The sequence below is a fragment of the Pseudomonas baetica genome (assembly GCF_051216495.1).
Classification (GTDB): Bacteria; Pseudomonadota; Gammaproteobacteria; order Pseudomonadales; family Pseudomonadaceae; genus Aquipseudomonas; species Aquipseudomonas baetica_B.
The window spans coordinates 1-20,450 of record NZ_JBPKAM010000087.1; the positions used below are offsets into that span (position 1 = coordinate 1).

A 20,450-nucleotide genomic window follows, 5' to 3' on the forward strand; every position below is an offset into this window, starting at 1 on the left:
CCCCCCCCCCCCCCCCCCCCCCCCCCCCCCCCCCTCCCCCCCTCCCCCCCCCCCCCCCCCCCCCCCCCCCCCCCCCCCACAGAGGCATGTCCCACATGGGGACTTGTGGTTAGCCGAAGAACCAGTAGCAAACCCCGATGGCGCCGAGCACACCGGCCAATTCCGCCAGCAACGCACACCCCACCGCATGCCGCGCGCGCTGGATGCCCACCGCACCGAAGTACACGGCCAGCACATAAAACGTGGTTTCGGTACTGCCCTGAATCGTTGCTGCCACCAGCGCCGGGAAGCTGTCCACACCCGAGGTCTTCATCGTTTCGATCAGCATCGCCCGGGCAGCGCTGCCGGAGAATGGCTTGACCATCGCCGTCGGCAGCGCATCGACGAAGCGCGTATCCCAGCCCGCCCATTCCACCAGATGACGAATCCCGTCCAGGCCGAAATCCAGTGCTCCGGAGGCTCGCAGTACACCCACCGCGCAGAGCATCGCCACCAAGTACGGCAGCAGGTTCTTCGCGACGTCGAAACCTTCCTTGGCGCCTTCGACGAACGCTTCATAGACCTTCACTTTGCGCAGTGCGCCGATCACCAGAAACAGCATGATTATGCCGAATAGCGTCAGATTGCCGAGGATCGACGACAAACTGGCCAGCGCGGTGGCCGACAGCGTCGCCAGCAACGCCATGAAGCCGCCAAGGATGAGGGCGCCGGGAATCAAGTAGGCCAGAACCACCGGGTCCCAGACTCGCAGCCGTTGCATGAACGCGACGGCCAGGAAGCCGACAATGGTCGAGCAGCTGGTGGCGAGCAGGATCGGCAGGAACACCATGGTCGGATCGGGTGCGCCTTGCTGGGCGCGGTACATGAAGATCGTTACCGGCAGCAGGGTCAGGGAGGAGGCGTTGAGCACCAGGAACAGGATCTGCGCGTTACTGGCGATGGTGTCGCTGGGGTTGAGTTCCTGCAGGGATTTCATGGCCTTGAGGCCGATCGGCGTGGCGGCGTTGTCCAGGCCCAGGCCGTTGGCGGCGAAGTTCAGGGTAATCAGGCCGATGGCTGGGTGGCCAGGTGGCACTTCCGGCATCAAACGCAGAAAAAGTGGGCCGAGGGCCTTGGCCAGCCATTCGACGATCCCGGCTTTCTCAGCGATCCGCAGAAAGCCCAGCCAGAGGGTGAGGGTGCCGAACAACAGCACCATGACCTCGACCGACAGCTTGGCCATGGCGAAAATACTTTCCACCATCGCCGCGAAGATCCCGGCGTTACCGCCGACCAGCCATTGCGCCATCGCCGACACGGCGGCCACGATGAAGAAGCCAAGCCACAGGCCATTGAGCATCAGTCAAATCCCCCAAAAGATGCGCGAATGATAGCGGGGTGGCCAGAAACGACAAACCCCGGATTTCTCCGGGGTTTGTCGGTATGGGCTACGCAGGCCAGTGTGGGAGCGAGCCTGCTCGCGAAGAGGGCAGCATATTCAACATCTATGTTGTTTGACACACCGCTATCGCGAGCAGGCTCGCTCCCACAGAAAAGCCAATTTCCACAAGCCTTGATCAGTTGCGGGAAGCCTCGCCAACCGGCAGCTTCTCTTTGCTGCGCCAGTGCGGCAGGGAGTTCCAGTAGCGTTGGCCCTTGGCGTCGTCGTACATGCCTTCCCAACGAGCGATGACCAGCACGGCCAGGGCGTTGCCAATCACGTTCAGCGCGGTACGGGCCATGTCCATGATGCGGTCGACACCGGCAATGAACGCCAGGCCTTCGAGCGGGATACCGACGCTGCCCAGGGTGGCCAGCAATACCACGAAGGACACGCCCGGCACACCGGCGATGCCCTTGGAGGTGACCATCAGGGTCAGCACCAGCAACAGTTGTTGGCTGATCGACAGGTCGATGCCGTACAGCTGGGCGATGAAGATGGCCGCAATGCTTTGATACAGGGTCGAACCGTCCAGGTTGAACGAGTAACCGGTCGGCACCACGAAGCTGCAAATGGCTTTCGGCGCACCGTAGGCTTCCATCTTCTCGATCACGCGCGGCAGCACGGTTTCGGAGGAGGCGGTGGAGTAGGCCAGCACCAGCTCATCCTTGAAGATGCGCATCAGCTTGATCACCGAGAAGCCGAACAGGCGAGCAACCAGACCCAGGACCACGAAAGCGAAGAAGGCGATGGCGAAGTAAACCAGGATCACCAGTTTCGCCAGCGGCAGCAGGGAAGCGAAACCGAAGTTGGCCACGGTCACGGCGATCAGTGCGAAAACACCGATCGGGGCGTAGTTCATGATCATGTGAGTGACCTTGAACATGCTTTCCGATACGCCCTGGAACATGGTGACCAGTGGGTCGCGCATCTCTGGCTTGAGGCTCGACAGACCGAGGCCGAACAGCACCGAGAAGAAGATGATCGGCAGCATTTCACCGCGGGCCATGGCCGCGAAGATGTTGGACGGGATCAGGTTGAGGATGGTTTCGATGAACGCATGTTCATGTTGCACCTCGGCCGCCGTGGCCTGGTACTTGGAGATATCCACAGTGCCCAGGGTGCTCATGTCGATGCCGGCGCCCGGATGGAACAGGTTGGCCAACAGCAGGCCGACGACGATGGCAATCGTGGTGACGACTTCGAAGTAGATGATGGTTTTGAGGCCGATGCTGCCGAGCTTCTTCGCATCACCGACGCCGGCAATGCCAACGATCAGCGAGGAGATCACGATCGGGATCACAATCATCTTGATCAGACGGATAAAGATATCGCCTGCCGGTTGCAGGACGTTGCTGATCCACCAGGCTTTCTCGGCACTGAAATGGTTGAGCAGCGCACCGATTGCAATCCCCAATACCAGACCGATGAGGATCTGCCAGGCGAGGCTAAGCTTTGCCTTCTTCATATCTTTACCCTTACTTCAGTTTGACTCGAACAGATGCGCAACCTGGTCCGCTTGTGGCGAAAAAGGCGTGTGCAACTGCCCCCGTATAAGGAGCCCCGGAGCGCTTTTTGTGGCTCTCTGGCAGGCGAAAAAAGGCGCAACTATTCCGATGCAAGGAAGCGACGTCTAATGCCGTAAACGCCTACCCTATGCCGAATCGGCATGAGGTTTTTTCACTGAAAGCGACGTCGCAAACGGTTCGAATGTGACATTTCGGCAGGCATAAGTGCCGTGAACCGGCCATCACAGCGCAGATTGTTTGTTTTTTGATCAGTTGGAACGCAGGAAATTTTCGGGAAAATCCCACAGTGCGGGCGAAGAAATTACGGGAAAAAACGGGCGATATTTCTCGATATACGGTCGCAGGGGAAACACCGGGAAATCTGATTTCCGGGGAAAGCGGTGGAGGATTGTCGAGGGGAGGGATGAAAACGAATGGGTCGCTCTAACTCAAGACTTTGCGCGAACAAGCCCTTCGCAAGTCCGTCGAGACATGATCGACCGGCGAACTTGCGCAGTAGCTTTTCCTGACCCGGCCCTTGCGCAGGCACTCCTTGTACCCGTAGGTCACTCCGCCCCTGACACAGGCAGAACATCCCGACCCCTTGGTCATGCGCCTGCCTTCCTCGGGTAGGCGCAAGGGAAGGAAGCGGTGGGCTTCCTTCGTAGTCTCAGCCTCGACCGCGACGGCCAAAGAAGAAAGAAGCAATGAACATCACCAGGAATACGACAAAGAGAATCTTGGCGATACCCGTGGCGGTGCCGGCGATACCACCGAAGCCCAGGACTGCGGCGATGATGGCAATGATCAGAAAGGTGATTGCCCAGCTCAACATGGTGATTCTCCTTACGCTTCTATTTAGAGGTGTTGCTTTACCTGGCGCCTTGGCGTCAAGACTGGTTGCCTAGAACACCCAACGTTCCTGGCGGGGCATGTCATCCAGCGCCTGGTGTTGGTCGACGTCCATCATTCGCATCGAGGCGCTGTCAGCCATACTGTTGCTGGCGGCGCTGAAGTGGGTTTGGGTCGGGTGCTGAAACGACACGCTTGGCCCTTCTTGCTGCTGGCTCTGCTCCCAGCGCAGGAACTGCTGGCCGCCGATCAAGGTGATCAATAGCGCCAGAACGGCGAACAAGCCTTGCTGGAAATGCAGTGGCGAGAGATGCAATGGGGTGGCACGTTGGCGATTCATCCTGAAGCTCCTCCCACGCGGGGTTATCGGGTTGAGGGCGTTTGTTATTGCCCTGCGTTGTTCAGGTTGTTGCAGCCTGCATGCCAGCTTTTCTGTGTCATAAAATCGATATAAATCAATGGGTTGTGCTGTGATAGAAAAACCCTGCGGACGCATCCTGCACGATGGAGCCCGGCGTGGTCGTGCGTAATGCACGACCGATCCGGCTGCCGATGCAAAATTTTTGAATTGAGAGGAGGGCGCTGCTGTCAGAAAAGGACGCGATTCATCGTCTGAAAAGAAGCTATCTATAAGCGGCTTATAAAATCAGGCGAAAACCGATGGGCCAGGAGATTTCTACCTGCCTCGACGGGAATGGATCAGAATGAACCATGCAACTTGCCCGATTTTGCCGGGATTAACCAAGATCATTCATTAAGGAGCGTAGGAAAATGGAATCAGCCACTGAGCATCAAGGCCGAATTCTTCTGGTGGATGATGAGTCCGCTATCCTGCGAACCTTCCGTTATTGCCTCGAAGACGAAGGCTACAGCGTGGCGACAGCCAACAGCGCCGCGCAAGCCGATGCGTTGCTGCAACGGCAGGTCTTTGATCTGTGCTTCCTCGATTTGCGACTGGGTGAAGACAATGGCCTGGACGTATTGGCCCAGATGCGCATTCAAGCGCCCTGGATGCGCGTGGTGATCGTCACTGCGCATTCAGCGGTGGACACTGCCGTCGATGCCATTCAGGCCGGTGCCGCCGACTATCTGGTCAAGCCGTGCAGCCCCGATCAACTGCGCCTGGCCACCGCCAAACAGTTGGAAGTGCGGCAGTTATCGGCGCGTCTGGAGGCGCTTGAAGGCGAAGTGCGTAAACCCAGGGATGGCCTGGACTCCCACAGCCCGGCCATGAAAGTCGTGCTCGAAACGGCCCGCCAGGTTGCCATTACCGATGCCAATATCCTGATCCTCGGCGAGTCAGGCACCGGTAAAGGCGAGCTGTCCCAGGCCATTCACGGCTGGAGTAAACGAGCTAAGAAGTCCTGCATCACCATCAACTGCCCGTCGCTGACCGCCGAACTCATGGAAAGCGAGTTGTTCGGCCACAGTCGTGGCGCGTTCACCGGGGCCAGCGAAAGCACCCTGGGTCGTGTCAATCAAGCCGATGGCGGCACGCTGTTTCTCGACGAAATCGGCGACTTTCCACTGGTTTTGCAACCCAAGTTGCTGCGATTCATCCAGGATAAGGAATACGAGCGCGTGGGCGACCCGGTCACCCGCCGCGCCGACGTGCGTATCCTCGCAGCAACCAACCAGAACCTCGAGGACATGGTCCGTGACGGTCGTTTTCGCGAAGACCTGCTCTATCGCCTGAACGTCATCACCTTGCACCTGCCACCCCTGCGCGAGCGCAGAGAAGACATTCTTAACCTCGCCGATCGTTTTCTGGCGCGCTTCGTCAAAGAGTACGCCCGCCCGGCCCGGGGCTTCAGCGATGAGGCCCGCGAAGCGTTGCTGGGTTATCGCTGGCCGGGGAACATCCGCGAACTGCGCAACGTGGTGGAGCGGGCCAGTATCATTTGTCCGCAGGAGCGGGTAGAGCTCAGCCACCTGGGTATGGCCGAAACGCCAGTCAACAATGCACCACGCATCGGCGCAGCGTTGAGCCTGGATGAGCTGGAGAAAGCGCATATCGGCGCGGTTCTCGCGACCGCCGGTACGCTGGATCAAGCCGCCAAGACCCTGGGGATCGATGCGTCAACGCTGTACCGCAAACGCAAACAGTACAACTTGTGAGCCGCCGCCGATGAAACTGGCGATGAAGTTGCGGACCCGGCTGTTCCTGAGCATTTCCGCGCTGATCACCGTTGCGCTGCTCGGGCTGTTGCTCGGGCTGGTCAGCGTGATGCAGATGGCCGGGAGCCAGGAAGCGCTGGTGCGCAACAACTTCGCCACCCTCGATATCGGGCTCAAGTTGCGTCAAACGTTGGGCGACCAGTTGATCATCATGCTCAGCGAGCAACCTAACTCCTCGGTTTTCGACGCGTCCAAGCGGCGTTACTTCGAATTGCTGGAAGAAGGCATCGCCCAAGAGCCTGCGGACCTCGGCAACGAGCACGGTTTCAAAAAAGCCAAGGCGGACTACCTCAGCTTTATCAAGGCTTATGAAGCTTCGCCCGATACCACACATGTCCTGAGTGGTAATGACGAACTCACCGAAAAATTTAACGCGCTACGCAATGGCTTGATTGCCGAGCACAAGCGGGCACTGGATAACATTAACGATACCGAGCGCCAGGCCCGTGAACGTGCATTGCTGATTGCCGGCCTGCTCGGCTTGGTCGGGTTGGCAGTGTTGATCATCGGTTTCGTGACCGCCCACGCCATTGCCCGGCGTTTCGGCGAGCCCATCGAGGCTCTGGCGCAGGCAGCGGACAACATCGGTCAGGGTAATTTCGACGTCACGCTGCCGGTGTCCTCGGCAGTCGAGCTGAACCAGCTGACCCGGCGTTTCGGGATCATGGCCGAGGCGTTGCGTGAGCACCAGGCCACCAATGTCGATGAGCTGCTGGCGGGTCAGCAGCGATTGCAGGCCGTGCTCGACAGCATCGACGACGGCTTGCTGATGATCGATCGCCAGGGGCATCTGGAGCACCTCAACCCCGTGGCGCAGCGCCAGTTGGGATGGGACGACGATCGGGTCGGTCAGGGGTTGGGCGCGGCTCTGCTGCGTCCTGAGCTGGATGAACAGCTGCAATTGGTACTTCGCGGCGGCACGTTGGAAAGGGCGCCTGAGGACTTGAACATTGAGGTCGACGGCGAGACACGGCTCCTGACCTTCAGCCTGACGCCGGTCATTCGTACCCAGGGTCAGATTCTCGGTGCGGTCATGGTGTTGCACGACGTCACGGAGCAGCGAGCATTTGAACGGGTGCGCAGTGAATTCGTGCTGCGCGCTTCCCATGAGCTGCGCACCCCGGTCACCGGCATGCACATGGCGTTCGGCCTGTTCCGCGAGCGCGCGCACTTCGCCCAGGACTCCCGTGAAGCCGATCTGCTGGATACGGTGAACGAAGAAATGCAGCGTTTGATGCAGTTGATCAATGATTTGCTGAATTTCTCGCGTTATCAGAACGGTTTGCAGAAGTTGACCTTGGCGCCGTGCTCCATCGAGGACTTGCTGGAGCAGGCGCAGGTGCGTTTTGCCGGCGGCGCTGAAGAGAAGGGCATCGAGTTGTTGGTGGAGGTGCAAGGGCCCTTGCCGCGCTTGCAGGCCGATCAACCGCAACTGGACCGCGTACTCGACAACCTGCTCGACAACGCGTTGCGCCACACCGCCGCGGGCGGCCTCATACGCTTGCAGGCGCGTCGTCATGGCGAGCGTGTGATTATCAGCGTTGAAGATAACGGCGAAGGCATTGCTTACGGGCAGCAGGGGCGAATTTTCGAGCCTTTTGTGCAGGTCGGTCGCAAGAAAGGCGGGGCTGGGCTGGGCTTGGCGTTGTGCAAGGAAATCGTGCAGTTGCACGGCGGGCGGATGGGGGTTTATTCGCGGCCGGGGCAGGGCACGCAGTTCTATATGGCGTTGACGGTGTAGCGGGCTTTAGGCTTCATCATCCAGGCGTCGGTTGGCCAATCGGCGGCCGCGGGTAATCAGCTCGATGAACTGTACGGCACTTAACGCATGGGCGAACAGCCAGCCCTGACCGAACTTCACGCCTTCACTGCTCAGTAGCGCCGCCTGGGCTTCATGCTCGATGCCCTCGGCGATGACCTTCAGGTGCAATGACTGCGCCATGTGGATGATGTGGGGGGCCACACCGCTACTGGCTGCGTCATGGCCAAGCGCATCGATGAAGGCCTTGTCGATTTTCAGGCAATCCACCGGCAATGTTTGCAGATAGGCAAGGCTGCAATAGCCGGTGCCAAAGTCATCGATCAGTACTTGATGTCCGACATCGCGCAAGGCTTGCAGGTTTTCCCGGGCCACGACGACATCGATCAGCCCGCGCTCGGTGACTTCGAAGGCAATCTGTCTGGCGGCGACCCGATGCAACGTCAGCAGGCGGGCCATCACCTGGCCGATACGCGGCACCATCACATCGCACGCCGCCAGGTTGACCGAGATGTACAGCTGGGGGTTGGCACGCAGCAATTGTCCCAGCTGCTCAAGTAGGCGTTGCAGGACGAAATCCGTCATCTGGCGGATCTGCCCGGTGTTCTCCGCCATTGGAATGAACAGGTCAGGGCTGGTGAGCGACCCGTCCGGTCGCCGCCAGCGTAGCAAGGCTTCAGCGCCGACGCAGTTGCGGCTGTCGAGGTCGAAGATCGGTTGATACAGCACCTGCAATTCACCACGGCGTATGGCGCCGGTCAGTTCGGCATCCAGGGACTGCCGTTGGCGCACTAGCAGAAACACTAGAAAACCCACACACAGCGCCAACCCCAGACAAACCGGCAATAACCACCACCACACTGGCGGGATATGCGGTCCGCCGCGCGGGCTGATCAGCACCAGTTGGTACTCGGGGTTGTCGGTGGGCATGCGGTAAATCAAACGGGTCTGAGTGACTTGCAGCGCATCGCGGCTTTTCGGCGGCCAATGCCCGGTCGGGGGCCAGGCCTGTGCCACACCCAGTACCGGAATCGCCCGTGTGCCGTGATCCAGGACCACCAGCAGGCTGCTTCCCGGCGTCAGATCGACCATGTCGGTCAAATGCCCGCGAGAAGTCGCGACACGGAAATTGCCGCGCCCGAGCATCAGCGCTGCACGGTTTTCATCGGGCTCGGTGGTGGTGTTCAGCCAGTAACTGTAGGTGGGGCCCTGGATGTCCGGTGGTCGTAATAACGACAACCCTTCCTGACGGGGGCGATTGGAGCAAATACGCGAAGCGTCCCTGTAAGCGGCTTCATAAACGAAACGGTAATTGAAACTGACCTGTTGCAACGTCGCGATCATCTCATCATCGCAACCGCGCAAGGGCTGAGCCTCCAGGTCGTCGAGGCTTTCTCGCAATTGCCCGAACATCTGCTCCAGGCGCGCCAGGAAACGTTCGCCCTGAGCGTTCATCTCCTGGCTTTCGTTCTGCTCGAGTTGATGCAGGGTGATGAACAGGCTGCCCGTCATCAGCAGTATTGCACTCAGGACAGCCGCCATCATCGCCAGAAACCACGGGCGATAGAACCAACTCCGGAATGTCTCTCGAGCAGCAGCCATTATGGAATATCCGACGATTACCAAAGAGTTATAGCTGCTGGTTGGAAAATGCGCGCGGACCGTCGGGCGGCCGTCATTATTTTGTCTGATTCAATACCTGAAGCAGCGCTGCCGTTTGCGCATCCGGCGTGCCGTCGAAGCGGGACGGTCGAAAGTGCATCTGGAAGGCGGCGATCACATGGCGTGTGGCGACATCCAGTTCACCGGTCTGCGGCGTGTCATAGCCAACACGTGCCAGCTGTGCCTGATACCAACTGATGCTCGGAAGCTGCAGTTCGAACTGTTGCTGCTGTCGTGCCACGGCCTGCTCGTTCGGCCAGATGCCAATCCCTTGCTCAGCCAGGCGTTTCCAGGGGAACAGCGGCCCCGGATCGAGTTTGCGCAACGGTGCGATGTCGCTATGGCCGACGATGCTGCGAGGGCTGATAGCGTAGCGCTTGCTGATGTCCTTGAGCAGGACGATCAGGGACTGGACCTGTGCTTCGCTGTAGGGATACCAGAGGCGTCCGGTCGCGGTGTCCTTGAAGCCCGGATTGACGATTTCGATGCCGATGGAACTGGAGTTCATCCAGGTCCGGCCCTGCCATTGGCTTTCGCCCGCGTGCCAGGCCCGCAGGTTTTCATCCATCAGTTTATAGATGGTCGCCTTCTGGTCATCGCCGATCAGGTAATGGGCGCTGACCTCGCCATGGGTCAGCAGTTGCAGCGAGCGATCCATCGAGGCAGAGGTGTAATGGAGCACCACGAACTGGATGCGACTGTCGTGATTGGCCGACGGGTGACTGGTGTCGAAGCGGGGACCACTGGCGCAACCGGCCAGAAGCAGCAACGAGGCGATAAGAGCGAGAAATTTCATGGCGAGAGGCAATACACGCAGACAGTAATGCAACAGTGTAACGTACTGCCTTGCCCGCGGAGGGCAATCACGAAGTTTTAAATAAAATGGAACAATTGGCCCGCGCCAGTTTCTAGCCCAGCTCCACTCGGTTACGTCCCGCACTTTTTGCGCGGTACAACGCCTGATCGGCTCTTTTGAGCACCAAATCACTATGTTCACCAGGTTTGAACGCCGTCAGTCCCATGGAAATGGTGATCGTCACTGGTTCACTCTTGAAGTGGAACGGGCAGGCTTCAATTGCTGCCCGAAGCTGTTCCAGCAGTTTCATGCCGGCCGCGGGCACTGTGGATGGCAGCAACAGTACAAATTCTTCACCGCCAAACCGGGCGATGAAATCCGTCCCGCGTAGACGCTTGCGCAGCACGGTGGCGATGATTTTCAGCACTTTGTCACCCGCCAGATGACCGTAGTTATCGTTGATGCGCTTGAAGTGATCGAGGTCGAGCATGGCCAGCATCAACGTGTTTCCGTGTTGCTGCCATTGGCCGATTTCGTGATCCAGTCGCTCGCTCCAGGCTGCGCGATTGGGTAGCCCAGTGAGCGGGTCGATCAGTGCTTTCTGGCGTTGTTCTTCAAGGTGCTCACGAAAGCCCAGGGCTTCCTGTTCCATGTGAGCCACTCGTTCCGACAGACTTTGCAGTCGGGCCGCCACTTCTTGCTCGCGCTCGTCACGCTGCTTGCGGTGCTGGTCCATGGTACCGAGCAGGCCTTCGAGGTGGTTTTCCAGAACGTGCTTGAGATCGTCCAGATCGGCCGCCTCATGCATGCTGGTCTGCAGGCCATCGACCTGTTCGCGGATCTGCGAGTCCATGGCCTCTGCGGCTGAACGGCTGTCGGCATGGCCCGCGCTGGCCGCCTGCAGATTGCTTTGGAACGACTCCAGGCGCTCGTTGAGGCGCTGCAAGTACGCTTCGAATTCATGCTGGCCGCTGTCGGAAATAGCCAGCATCAAGGTCGCCAGATCGTCGAGGATCGGCAGCAACTCATACCAGTTCAAACCGTTTTTCAGGCGATCACGCATCGATTCGGCTTGCGGGCGATGACGCTCGGGCAGCGTCAAATCGTCGAGCAAGCCCAACAATGTGTCTTCGATGTGCTTGGCTACCGAACTGTAGGACGGTTCGGGGGAGTCCGGAAGGGCGTAGAGGATGTCCTGCTCAGGCTCTTGCGGTTCGCTGGCCGTCAGGTCTGGAGGCGGCTGTAGTGGATCCGCGGGCGTCAGCTCGTCGGGATTGGTCTCCGGCTCGATCTGGAGCTCGGGTGCTTCTACAACAGGTGTTCCCGGTCCGTTGGTTTCACCCGGTTCACCCTGTGGCTCAAGGAGCGGGGCGGGCGTTTGCGGCGGCTGGAGGTCTGGCGCGGCAGGCACTGTGGCAACGGGTGGCTCCAGTGAGTCATGTGATGTCTGGAGGGGCGGTGGCTCGGCACTCACGGCAGCCGGGGCAGGAGTGTCTACGTACGGTTCATCGACGACCGGTGCGGGTTCGGTGATGGCGAGCGACGTAGCGGCAATCGGTGCCGGGTCGGCTTCGGAAGGCGTTGTGATGAGCGTTGGTTCGGTCGTTGGGGCGACCTGAGTGGCTGCGCCGTCGGCTTCACGGTGGCCGAACAGCCGTTGCAACAGGCCCGGGCGAGCGTGTTCCGCCGGATTCGCCACCTGACTCAAGGCCTTGCCCTGCAAGCCACTCAACTCGCTGAGCAGCAACGGAATCTCGCGAGCCTGGCTGACGCGGCTATCGAGCTGTTTGGCGAAGTGCTTCAGCGGTCGACTGACTTCCCTAGGCAACGGCAAGGTTTGCAACTGGGTGACCAGTGCCGTCAGTGCCGCGCTGGTCTGATTCACGCGGGTTTCCCGGCGCTGCTCGGAGTCGAGCACGGCTTTCTCGAGACGTGGAAGCAGGGCGGCCAGGCCCGCGTCCATATCATCCGTGCGCACGACTTCACGCATTTCCTTCATGCATTGATCAACGGCGCGGTCAGTGCCTTCCGCCGCCAGGGTGCTACGCACCAGTCCGCGACGCAACAGGTCGAGGCGGGCATCCCAGCGACGTTCGAGCTTTTCCTGTTGTTCGATGCTTTTGAGGTATTTCTCTTTCCAGCGCTGTGCTTCGTCGCTCATTCAGGGGTTCCGCGTGGGGCAGGACTCAACGCGGGTAATGCGTCGGCCGTGAGCGAACCCGGCAAACGAATCTCTACCGCGACCGGCAGGTGATCGGAAATGGGGTGGGCCAGCACCTCGACCTTTTCAAGGGTCAGGGTGGGGCTCAGCAGGATATGATCCAGGCACCGCTGCGGGCGCCAACTGGGGAATGTTGCTTCCAGTTGCGGAGCGAGCAGGCCAAGGTCGCGCAGTGGCGAGTGTTGCAGCAAATCACCGGCATGGGTGTTCATGTCGCCCATCAGCACCTGATGTTTATAGCCGCCAATCATTTCGCGGATATAAGCCAACTGCATGCTGCGGGCTCGTGCACCCAATGCCAGATGCATCATCACCACCACCATCGCTTCCGGACCTTCACCGAAGCGCACCAGAATCGCCCCGCGACCCTTCGGTCCTGGCAGTGGATGGTCTTCAATTGCCCACGGGCGCAGGCGGCTCAGCACGCCATTGCTGTGCTGGCCGAGGCGTCCGAGATTGCGATTGAGTTGTTGATACCAGTAAGGGAAGGCGCCCAATTGGGCCAGGTGTTCGACTTGATTGACGTAGCCTGAGCGCAAGCTGCCGCCATCGGCTTCCTGCAGGGCGACCAGATCGAAGTCACCCAGCAGATTGCCGATTTTTTGCAGATTGTCGGCGCGCCCGGTGTGCGGCAACAGGTGTTGCCAGCCCCGGGTCAGGTAATGCCGATAGCGCTCGGTGCTGATGCCGACCTGGATATTGAAACTGAGCAAGCGCAAACGGCTGTCTTCGGGCAGGCCCGTCGACTCCAGATGATGCTCGTTGACCCGGGGATCATGCAGGCCAACGATGCGTTCACTTCCCCAGCGGCGCATGGTGGGTACAGCCTTTTAGTCAGTTGGAGGCCGCCTTGTTGGCTGCTCGCTCTTTGTCGATCAGTTTGTCGGCCAATTGCAGGGCTTCTTGAGCGCCACCGGCAGAGCCTACATCGAAGCGATACTTGCCGTTGACGATCATGGTTGGAACACCGGTGATCTCGTATTTCTTGGCCAGGTCAGTGGCCTTCACGATTTGGCCCTTGATGGCGAAAGAGTCGAACGTGGCCAGGAACTTGTCCTTGTCGACGCCCTGGGTGGCCAGGAAGTCCGCCATTTCATTCTTGTCGGTCAGCTTCTTGTGTTCTTTCTGGATGGCTTCGAACACGGCAGCGTGAACCTTGTGTTCTACACCCATGGCTTCAAGCGTCAGGAACATTTGACCGTGTGCATTCCACGGGCCACCGAACATGGCAGGGATACGGACGAAGTTCACATCGGAAGGCAATTTCTCGACCCAGGGATTGATCACGGGCTCAAACGCGTAGCAGTGCGGGCAGCCGTACCAGAACAGCTCCACCACTTCGATCTTGCCCGGAACGGCTACCGGAACCGGATTGCTCAGTTCGACATAAGGGGCGGCGGGGGCTTCAGCGGCCTGGGCAGTCATGCCGAACAGGCTGGCAGCGACGAATGCGGCGCTGATGATCAGATTACGCATGCTTTACTCCTGGACAAATTTTATCGCCTCGCGCGACCTGTTTTCAGACAGGTCATGGCGGGCCTGAGTTCTGTAGTGTAACGGCAGCGGCCACAAAAAAGGGCGGCCAAAGCCACCCTTTTTATACTTGCTGCGACGGATTAATCGAGCGTTAACATTCCAACAGGTCTATGCCTTGCGCAACGCTCGATTCGCGGGTCTTAGTGCAGGCCTTGAATGTAGCTGGACACTGCGGCGATGTCTTCGTCGCTCAACCGCTTGGCAATCGTCTGCATGGTCTTGGTGTCGCCATCGTTGGTACGGCCGCCTTCTTCCTTGCGGAAGTCGGTGAGCTGTTTGGCAACGTATTGAGCGTGTTGGCCGCCCAGGTGCGGGAAGCCGGCGGCAGCGTTGCCCGCGCCATTTGGCGAGTGGCAACCGGTGCAGGCTGGCAGGCCCTTGGCCAAGTCTCCGCCACGGAACAGGGCTTCACCGCGTGCCACGATTTTCGGGTCGGCGGCGCCGACACTGCCTTTCTGGCTGGCGAAGTAGGCGGCGATGTCTGCCAGGTCCTGATCGCTCAGGTTGGTGAGCAGGCCGGTCATTTCCAGGACGGTGCGCTTGCCCGACTTGATGTCGTGCAGTTGCTTGGTCAGGTAGCGTTCACCTTGCCCCGCCAGTTTTGGAAAGTTAGGCGCCATGCTGTTGCCATCCGGGCCATGACAGGCACCACACACGGCGGCTTTTGCCTGGCCTGCGGTGGCGTCACCAGGTTTTACTGGCTCACCTGCAGCATGGGCAATGCCGGAGATTCCCACGGTCAACAGCAGACTCACGATCAATTTGTTCATCAGCTAATCCAACTACGGCTAAGGGTTAAGAGTTTATGGGCCGGGCTTACTCGCTCATCCACTGGATGATGGCTCGGTAATCCTCGGCACTGCAGTCCATGCACAAACCACGCGGCGGCATCGCCTTGAAACCCTGGGTCACGTGTTGCACCAGCGTCTCCATACCTTTCGCCAACCTCGGCGTCCAAGCTTCCTGATCGCCTCTTTTGGGCGCCATGGGTAGTTGGCCGGAATGACAGGCACCACAAACACGGTTGTACACAGCTTCCGGATCCTGTGTAGCCTGAGCGCTGTAAAGCGGCATCAAGACACCGGCAGCTAGCAGCCATTTCGTCATAAAACGACCTTTTCAGGGTTGAGAGCGTGCTGCGTTCTAGTGCGCAATCAAGGTCTGTCGCTCTCGTGAACTTCATCCTACGCTGGGACAAAGCGCACACAAAATCTGCGGCATTATATACTGGCGTCACTGAAACGGAAGCGACACTGCTTGCCGCGCCCATTCCCGGCGCCGCCCACATCGGAAATCCCATGCAACTCAAGAATCCCATCCTCGGTCTGTGCCAACAGTCCACCTTCATGCTCAGCGCCGCCAAAGTCGACCAATGTCCGGACGACGAAGGTTTTGAAGTCGCCTTCGCCGGGCGTTCCAACGCCGGCAAGTCCAGTGCGCTCAACACCCTGACCCATGCCAGTCTGGCGCGTACCTCGAAAACACCGGGTCGCACGCAACTGTTGAATTTCTTCAAGCTAGACGATGAACGCCGTCTGGTCGACCTGCCGGGCTACGGTTACGCAAAAGTACCCATTCCCCTCAAGCAGCACTGGCAGCGCCACCTGGAAGCGTACCTGGGCAGTCGCGAGAGTTTGAAGGGGCTGATTCTGATGATGGATATCCGTCATCCAATGACCGATTTCGACCAGCTGATGCTCGACTGGGCGATTGCCAGCGGCATGCCGATGCACATTCTGCTGACCAAGGCGGACAAGCTGACCTACGGCGCGGCCAAGAACACTTTGCTCAAGGTTCAGTCGGAAATCCGTAAGGGCTGGGGCGACAGCGTGACGATTCAGCTGTTCTCGGCGCCGAAACGCATGGGGCTGGAAGAGGCCTACACTGTATTGGCGGGCTGGATGGAACTCGCGGACAAGGGCGCTGAGGCGGCCGAGTAAAAAACTGTAGGCAAAAAAAACCCCGGACTTCTATGGGGAGGGGGAAGTTCCGGGGTTCAAATTCTAGACCGCTAGGGCGGGGTCCAGATATCTGCCAACACTTAACACAACATAGGAGCATCGAAGGGCTTCACCAGCCATTCAGTATCTCTGAGTAGTGGATCCGTGAATTAGTTCAGATTTTTTTCGATCGGGTTTGGAATAATCCCAATCGCCTTCCGGACTAAGCGCTCTTCGTCCTTTCTGCCGCGGCATTGTGCCGCAGCAGAAGCCCAATAAAAGCGGGCTCAGTGAGCCTCATCCCAATTGTTGCCCACGCCCACTTCAACCAGCAGCGGAACATCCAGTTGCGCCGCGCCACTCATGTGCACGCGAATTTCATCGCGGACCTGGTCGACCAGATCTTCACGCACCTCAAGCACCAATTCATCGTGCACTTGCAGAATGACTTTGGCGTCGAGGCCGGACGATGTCAGCCAGTTATCCACAGCCACCATGGCTTTCTTGATGATGTCGGCCGCGGTGCCCTGCATCGGCGCGTTGATCGCCGTGCGTTCGGCGGCGGCACGTTCTTGCGGTTTATTGGAGTTGATCTCCGGCAGGTACAACCGACGGCCAAAGAAGGTTTCCACATAACCCTGATCCGCCGCCTGCGCGCGGGTGCGCTCCATGTATTCGCGCACGCCTGGGTAGCGGGCGAAATAGGTGTCGATGTAGGCCTTTGCGGTCTTGGTGTCGACGCCGATGTCCTTGCCCAGCTTTTGCGCGCCCATGCCGTAGATGAGGCCGAAGTTGATCGCCTTGGCGCTGCGACGCTGATCGGACGTCACGTCAGTCAGCTCGACCTTGAATACTTCTGCTGCGGTTGCCGTGTGGACGTCCAGATTGTGGCGGAACGCATTCATCAGGCCTTCGTCATGGGACAGGTGCGCCATGATCCGCAATTCGATCTGTGAATAGTCTGCCGCCAGCAGCTTGTAACCGGCCGGAGCCACGAAGGCCTGGCGGATGCGACGCCCTTCAGCGGTGCGTACCGGGATGTTTTGCAGGTTCGGATCGCTGGAGGACAGGCGCCCGGTGGAGGCCACCGCCTGGTGATACGAGGTGTGGATGCGTCCGGTGCGCGGGTTGATCTGCTCTGGCAGGCGATCGGTGTAAGTGCTTTTCAGTTTGCTCATGGAACGGTATTCCATCAGCACCTTGGGCAGCCGGTAGTCCTCTTCGGCCAGTTTGGCCAACACTTCTTCGGCGGTGGACGGTTGGCCCTTGGCGGTTTTCTTAAGCACCGGCAGACCGAGTTTCTCGTAGAGGATTACGCCGAGCTGCTTGGGCGAGCCGAGGTTGAACTCCTCGCCGGCAATCTCGAAAGCTTCGCGCTCCAGCGCCACCATCTTGTCGCCCAGCTCGATGCTTTGCACGCCGAGCAGCGCGGCATCGACGAAGGCCCCCTGGCGCTCGATGCGCGCCAGCACCGGCACCAACGGGATTTCGATGTCGGTCAGCACACTGGCCAGGCTTGGAATCGCAGACAGCTTTTCGAACAGCGTTTGATGCAGGCGCAAGGTGACGTCGGCGTCTTCGGCGGCGTAGGGGCCGGCCTGTTCCAACGCGATTTGATCGAAAGTCAGCTGCTTCACGCCTTTTCCGGCGATGTCCTGGAAACTCACGGTGGTGTGGTCCAGATACTTCAGCGCCAGGCTGTCCATGTCATGACGGGTGGCCGTGGAATTAAGCACGTAGGATTCGAGCATCGTGTCGAACGCAATGCCGCGAACGGTGATGCCGTTGGCCTGATCACCACCGATGGCACAGTTGGCCAGGATGTTCATGTCGAACTTGGCGTGCTGGCCAACCTTGAGTTTGTTCGGGTCTTCCAGAATCGGTTTGAGGGCGCGCAAGACGGTGTCGCGATCCAGTTGCTCCGGCACGCCGATATAGGAATGAGTCAGCGGGATGTAGGCCGCTTCGTTGGCCTGCACCGCGAACGACAGTCCCACCAGTTGTGCCTGTTGCGCGTCGATACCCGTGGTTTCGGTGTCGAAGGCGAACAGCTTGGCGTTTTTCAGTTTCTCCAGCCAGACGTCGAAACGCGCCTGATCGAGAATAGTTTCGTAACGGGTTTCAGAGGTGGTCACTGGCGGTTCGGCTTCAGCAGCGCTGAATAGATCAACCACCGGCTCTGGTTCAGTGGCAGGGGTGCTCAGCTCAATGCGTTTGGCGTCCCGCTGCAAATCGTTCAGCCAGCTCTTGAATTCGAGCAGACTGTAAAGCTCGGTGAGTTTGACCGGATCTTCCGGGCCCATTTGCAGGTCATCGAGGCCGATATCCAGCGGCACATCGACCTTGATCGTCGCCAGTTGATAGGAGAGGAATGCCATCTCCTTATGTTCTTCAAGCTTGGCTGGCAGGGTCTTGGCACCACGGATCGGCAGGGTCGGGACGATGTCCAGTTGCGCGTAAAGCTCGTTCAGACCGCCATTCACACCGACCAGGAGCCCGGAAGCGGTTTTCGGACCGATGCCCGGAACCCCCGGAATGTTGTCGGAAGAATCACCCATGAGTGCCAGGTAATCGATGATCTGCTCGGGAGCGACGCCGTATTTCTCCTTTACGCCTTCCACGTCCATTGAGCTACCGGTCATGGTATTGACCAAGGTAATGTGCCCGTCGACGAGTTGCGCCATGTCCTTGTCGCCGGTGGAGATGATCACCGGACGGTTGGCGGCCGCGCTGCTGCGGGCCAGGGTACCGATGACGTCGTCAGCTTCGACGCCTTCGACGCAGAGCAGCGGAAAGCCCAGGGCGATCACGCTCTGGTGTAGCGGCTCGATTTGCAGGCGCATGTCGTCGGGCATGCTCGGGCGGTTGGCCTTGTATTCGGCGTACATCTCATCGCGAAATGTCCCTCCCTTGGCGTCGAACACCACGGCGAACGGACTGTCCGGGTACTGCTTGCGCAGGCTCTTGAGCATGTTCAACACGCCCTTGACCGCTCCGGTCGGCAGGCCTTTGGAAGTGGTCAGCGGTGGCAGCGCAAAAAAAGCGCGGTACAGGTAAGAAGAACCGTCCACCAGGACGAGGGGGGCTTGGCTCATGAGCACGATCAACCTTTTCGGCGGGTCCGGCGCTAGAATAGCGGGACCGTTGACGACAAAGGGACAAGGTTATCATGCGCACACTAAATCGCCTGTTGCTGGCTGGGTTGTTTGCAATCACACCGTTGGCTGCCATGGCGGCGGACGATGCGCCATCGCCGGAGCCGGATGTAACCATTCGTACGGAAGGCGACAATACGATCAAGGAATATCGCCAGAATGGTTTTCTGTACGCCATTCAGGTCACGCCGAAAGGCGGCAAACCGTACTTTCTGGTGCGCGCCGATGGATCGGACGGTAACTTCATCCGCTCGGATCAGCCGGATATGCTGATTCCGTCGTGGAAGATTTTTGAGTGGAAGTAGTTTCTTAATTTCAATCGGCGCTGGCTCGACAGCGGCGCCCGTACTGGCAGTTTAAACATGTCTGTGTTCACCCCCCTGGCTCGGCCCGAGCTGGAAACCTTTCTCGCCCCTTATGGACTCGGCCGCCTGCTTGATTTCCAGGGGATTGCCGCCGGTAGCGAAAACACCAATTTCTTTATCAGCCTGGAGCAGGGCGAGTTTGTCCTGACCCTGGTCGAACGTGGTCCGGTCGACGAGATGCCGTTCTTTATCGAACTGCTCGATGTCCTGCATGAAGCCGACTTGCCGGTGCCTTACGCCCTGCGCACCACCGACGGCGTCGCGTTGCGCGAACTGGCCGGCAAGCCTGCGCTGTTACAACCGCGGCTGGCGGGCAAACACATCAAACAAGCCAATGCGCAGCATTGCGCGCAGGTGGGTGAGTTGCAGGCGCATCTGCACTTGGCGACACAGGGCGCAAGCATGATCAAGCGCAAGACCGATCGTGGCCTGGACTGGATGCTGGAGGAGGGTACGCAGTTTCTGTCGCACGTGAATGCCGAACAGAAAGACCTGCTTGAACGGGCGCTGGACGAGATCACGCAGCAGAAGGAGAAAATTCTGGCGCTGCCACGGGCTAACATCCATGCCGATCTGTTCCGCGATAACGCGATGTTCGAAGGTACACACCTGACCGGTCTGATCGATTTCTACAACGCTTGTTCGGGGCCGATGCTCTACGACGTGGCGATTGCCTTGAACGATTGGTGCTCCGACGACGAAGGCTTGATCGATGGGCCACGGGCACGGGCGTTACTGGGGGCTTATGCTGCGTTGCGTCCGTTTACCGCTGCCGAAGCCGAGTTGTGGCCGACGATGTTGCGGGTGGCGTGCGTGCGGTTCTGGTTGTCGCGGTTGATCGCGGCGGAATCCTTCGCCGGGCAGGACGTGTTGATTCACGATCCGATGGAGTTTCAGCAGCGTTTGGCGCAGCGGCAGACCGTCAACACGCCGCTGCCTTTCGCCCTGTAGGAGCGAGCTTGCTCGCGATGGTCGTTAACGATGACGCGGGGTGCCTGACACCCCGCGGTGCTGCAGATTTCTTCGCGAGCAAGCTCGCTCCTACAGAGGTCTGTGTT

17 protein-coding genes are annotated in these 20,450 nt (G+C 59.3%); 5 read left to right on the forward strand and 12 right to left on the reverse strand.

Going from position 1 to position 20,450, the window contains the following annotated elements:
* Nucleotides 1–109: 109 nt before the first annotated feature.
* From ACSFE6_RS24270 to ACSFE6_RS24285, 4 genes are all read right to left on the reverse strand, one after another.
* On the reverse strand, nt 110–1,339 hold the full coding sequence (locus ACSFE6_RS24270) for a nucleoside recognition domain-containing protein (RefSeq protein ID WP_435429963.1): 1,230 nt from the start codon (nt 1,337–1,339) through the stop codon (nt 110–112).
* Nucleotides 1,340–1,556: 217 nt separating this feature from the next.
* A complete protein-coding gene (gltP, locus tag ACSFE6_RS24275) occupies nt 1,557–2,888 on the reverse strand; it encodes a glutamate/aspartate:proton symporter GltP (protein WP_435429964.1) in 1,332 nt (443 codons plus the stop codon).
* 710 nt (nt 2,889–3,598) lie between these two features.
* Nucleotides 3,599–3,763: a DUF1328 domain-containing protein gene (locus ACSFE6_RS24280; RefSeq protein WP_003177151.1), complete on the reverse strand. Its 165-nt coding sequence runs from the start codon at nt 3,761–3,763 to the stop codon at nt 3,599–3,601.
* 69 nt (nt 3,764–3,832) lie between these two features.
* Nucleotides 3,833–4,120 carry a hypothetical protein gene (locus ACSFE6_RS24285; protein WP_435429965.1) on the reverse strand — a complete coding sequence of 96 codons (288 nt, stop codon included), beginning with the start codon at nt 4,118–4,120 and terminating at the stop codon, nt 3,833–3,835.
* Between the two features lie 431 nt (nt 4,121–4,551).
* Between ACSFE6_RS24285 and algB the strand changes: the two genes are divergently transcribed.
* Nucleotides 4,552–5,898 (forward strand): sigma-54-dependent response regulator transcription factor AlgB, encoded by a 1,347-nt coding sequence (gene algB / locus ACSFE6_RS24290; RefSeq protein WP_435429966.1) that lies wholly within the window; start codon nt 4,552–4,554, stop codon nt 5,896–5,898.
* A gap of 10 nt (nt 5,899–5,908) precedes the next feature.
* The gene (locus tag ACSFE6_RS24295) at nt 5,909–7,699 is read left to right on the forward strand and encodes a KinB sensor domain-containing domain (protein ID WP_435429967.1); all 1,791 of its coding nucleotides are present in this window, start codon (nt 5,909–5,911) and stop codon (nt 7,697–7,699) included.
* Between the two features lie 6 nt (nt 7,700–7,705).
* Here the strand turns inward: ACSFE6_RS24295 and ACSFE6_RS24300 are convergent, their stop codons facing one another.
* The 7 genes from ACSFE6_RS24300 to ACSFE6_RS24330 form a co-directional block, all read right to left on the reverse strand.
* Nucleotides 7,706–9,319, reverse strand: a complete 1,614-nt coding sequence (locus ACSFE6_RS24300; RefSeq protein ID WP_435429968.1) for an EAL domain-containing protein — start codon at nt 9,317–9,319, stop codon at nt 7,706–7,708.
* A gap of 76 nt (nt 9,320–9,395) precedes the next feature.
* Nucleotides 9,396–10,175 (reverse strand): N-acetylmuramoyl-L-alanine amidase, encoded by a 780-nt coding sequence (locus tag ACSFE6_RS24305; RefSeq protein ID WP_435429969.1) that lies wholly within the window; start codon nt 10,173–10,175, stop codon nt 9,396–9,398.
* A gap of 112 nt (nt 10,176–10,287) precedes the next feature.
* Nucleotides 10,288–12,336 (reverse strand): diguanylate cyclase, encoded by a 2,049-nt coding sequence (locus ACSFE6_RS24310; RefSeq protein WP_435429970.1) that lies wholly within the window; start codon nt 12,334–12,336, stop codon nt 10,288–10,290.
* Nucleotides 12,333–13,211: an endonuclease/exonuclease/phosphatase family protein gene (locus ACSFE6_RS24315; RefSeq protein ID WP_435429971.1), complete on the reverse strand. Its 879-nt coding sequence runs from the start codon at nt 13,209–13,211 to the stop codon at nt 12,333–12,335. The genes ACSFE6_RS24310 and ACSFE6_RS24315 overlap by 4 nt, the downstream gene beginning before the upstream one ends.
* Nucleotides 13,212–13,230: 19 nt before the next feature.
* Nucleotides 13,231–13,872, reverse strand: a complete 642-nt coding sequence (locus ACSFE6_RS24320) for a thiol:disulfide interchange protein DsbA/DsbL (RefSeq protein ID WP_435429972.1) — start codon at nt 13,870–13,872, stop codon at nt 13,231–13,233.
* 200 nt (nt 13,873–14,072) lie between these two features.
* Nucleotides 14,073–14,702 carry a c-type cytochrome gene (locus ACSFE6_RS24325; RefSeq protein ID WP_435429973.1) on the reverse strand — a complete coding sequence of 210 codons (630 nt, stop codon included), beginning with the start codon at nt 14,700–14,702 and terminating at the stop codon, nt 14,073–14,075.
* Between the two features lie 46 nt (nt 14,703–14,748).
* Nucleotides 14,749–15,039 carry a c-type cytochrome gene (locus ACSFE6_RS24330; protein ID WP_128604476.1) on the reverse strand — a complete coding sequence of 97 codons (291 nt, stop codon included), beginning with the start codon at nt 15,037–15,039 and terminating at the stop codon, nt 14,749–14,751.
* A gap of 191 nt (nt 15,040–15,230) precedes the next feature.
* On the opposite strand from ACSFE6_RS24330, the gene yihA reads away from it, so the two are divergent.
* A complete protein-coding gene (yihA, locus tag ACSFE6_RS24335; protein ID WP_435429974.1) occupies nt 15,231–15,872 on the forward strand; it encodes a ribosome biogenesis GTP-binding protein YihA/YsxC in 642 nt (213 codons plus the stop codon).
* Nucleotides 15,873–16,159: 287 nt separating this feature from the next.
* Here the strand turns inward: yihA and polA are convergent, their stop codons facing one another.
* Nucleotides 16,160–18,967: a DNA polymerase I gene (gene polA / locus ACSFE6_RS24340; RefSeq protein WP_435429975.1), complete on the reverse strand. Its 2,808-nt coding sequence runs from the start codon at nt 18,965–18,967 to the stop codon at nt 16,160–16,162.
* A 74-nt stretch (nt 18,968–19,041) separates the two neighbouring features.
* Here polA and ACSFE6_RS24345 point away from each other — a divergent pair, with 74 nt between their 5' ends.
* Nucleotides 19,042–19,332, forward strand: a complete 291-nt coding sequence (locus ACSFE6_RS24345) for a DUF2782 domain-containing protein (RefSeq protein ID WP_435429976.1) — start codon at nt 19,042–19,044, stop codon at nt 19,330–19,332.
* Nucleotides 19,333–19,389: 57 nt separating this feature from the next.
* Nucleotides 19,390–20,343, forward strand: a complete 954-nt coding sequence (locus tag ACSFE6_RS24350) for a homoserine kinase (protein WP_435429977.1) — start codon at nt 19,390–19,392, stop codon at nt 20,341–20,343.
* The last annotated feature ends 107 nt before the right edge of the window (nt 20,344–20,450 follow it).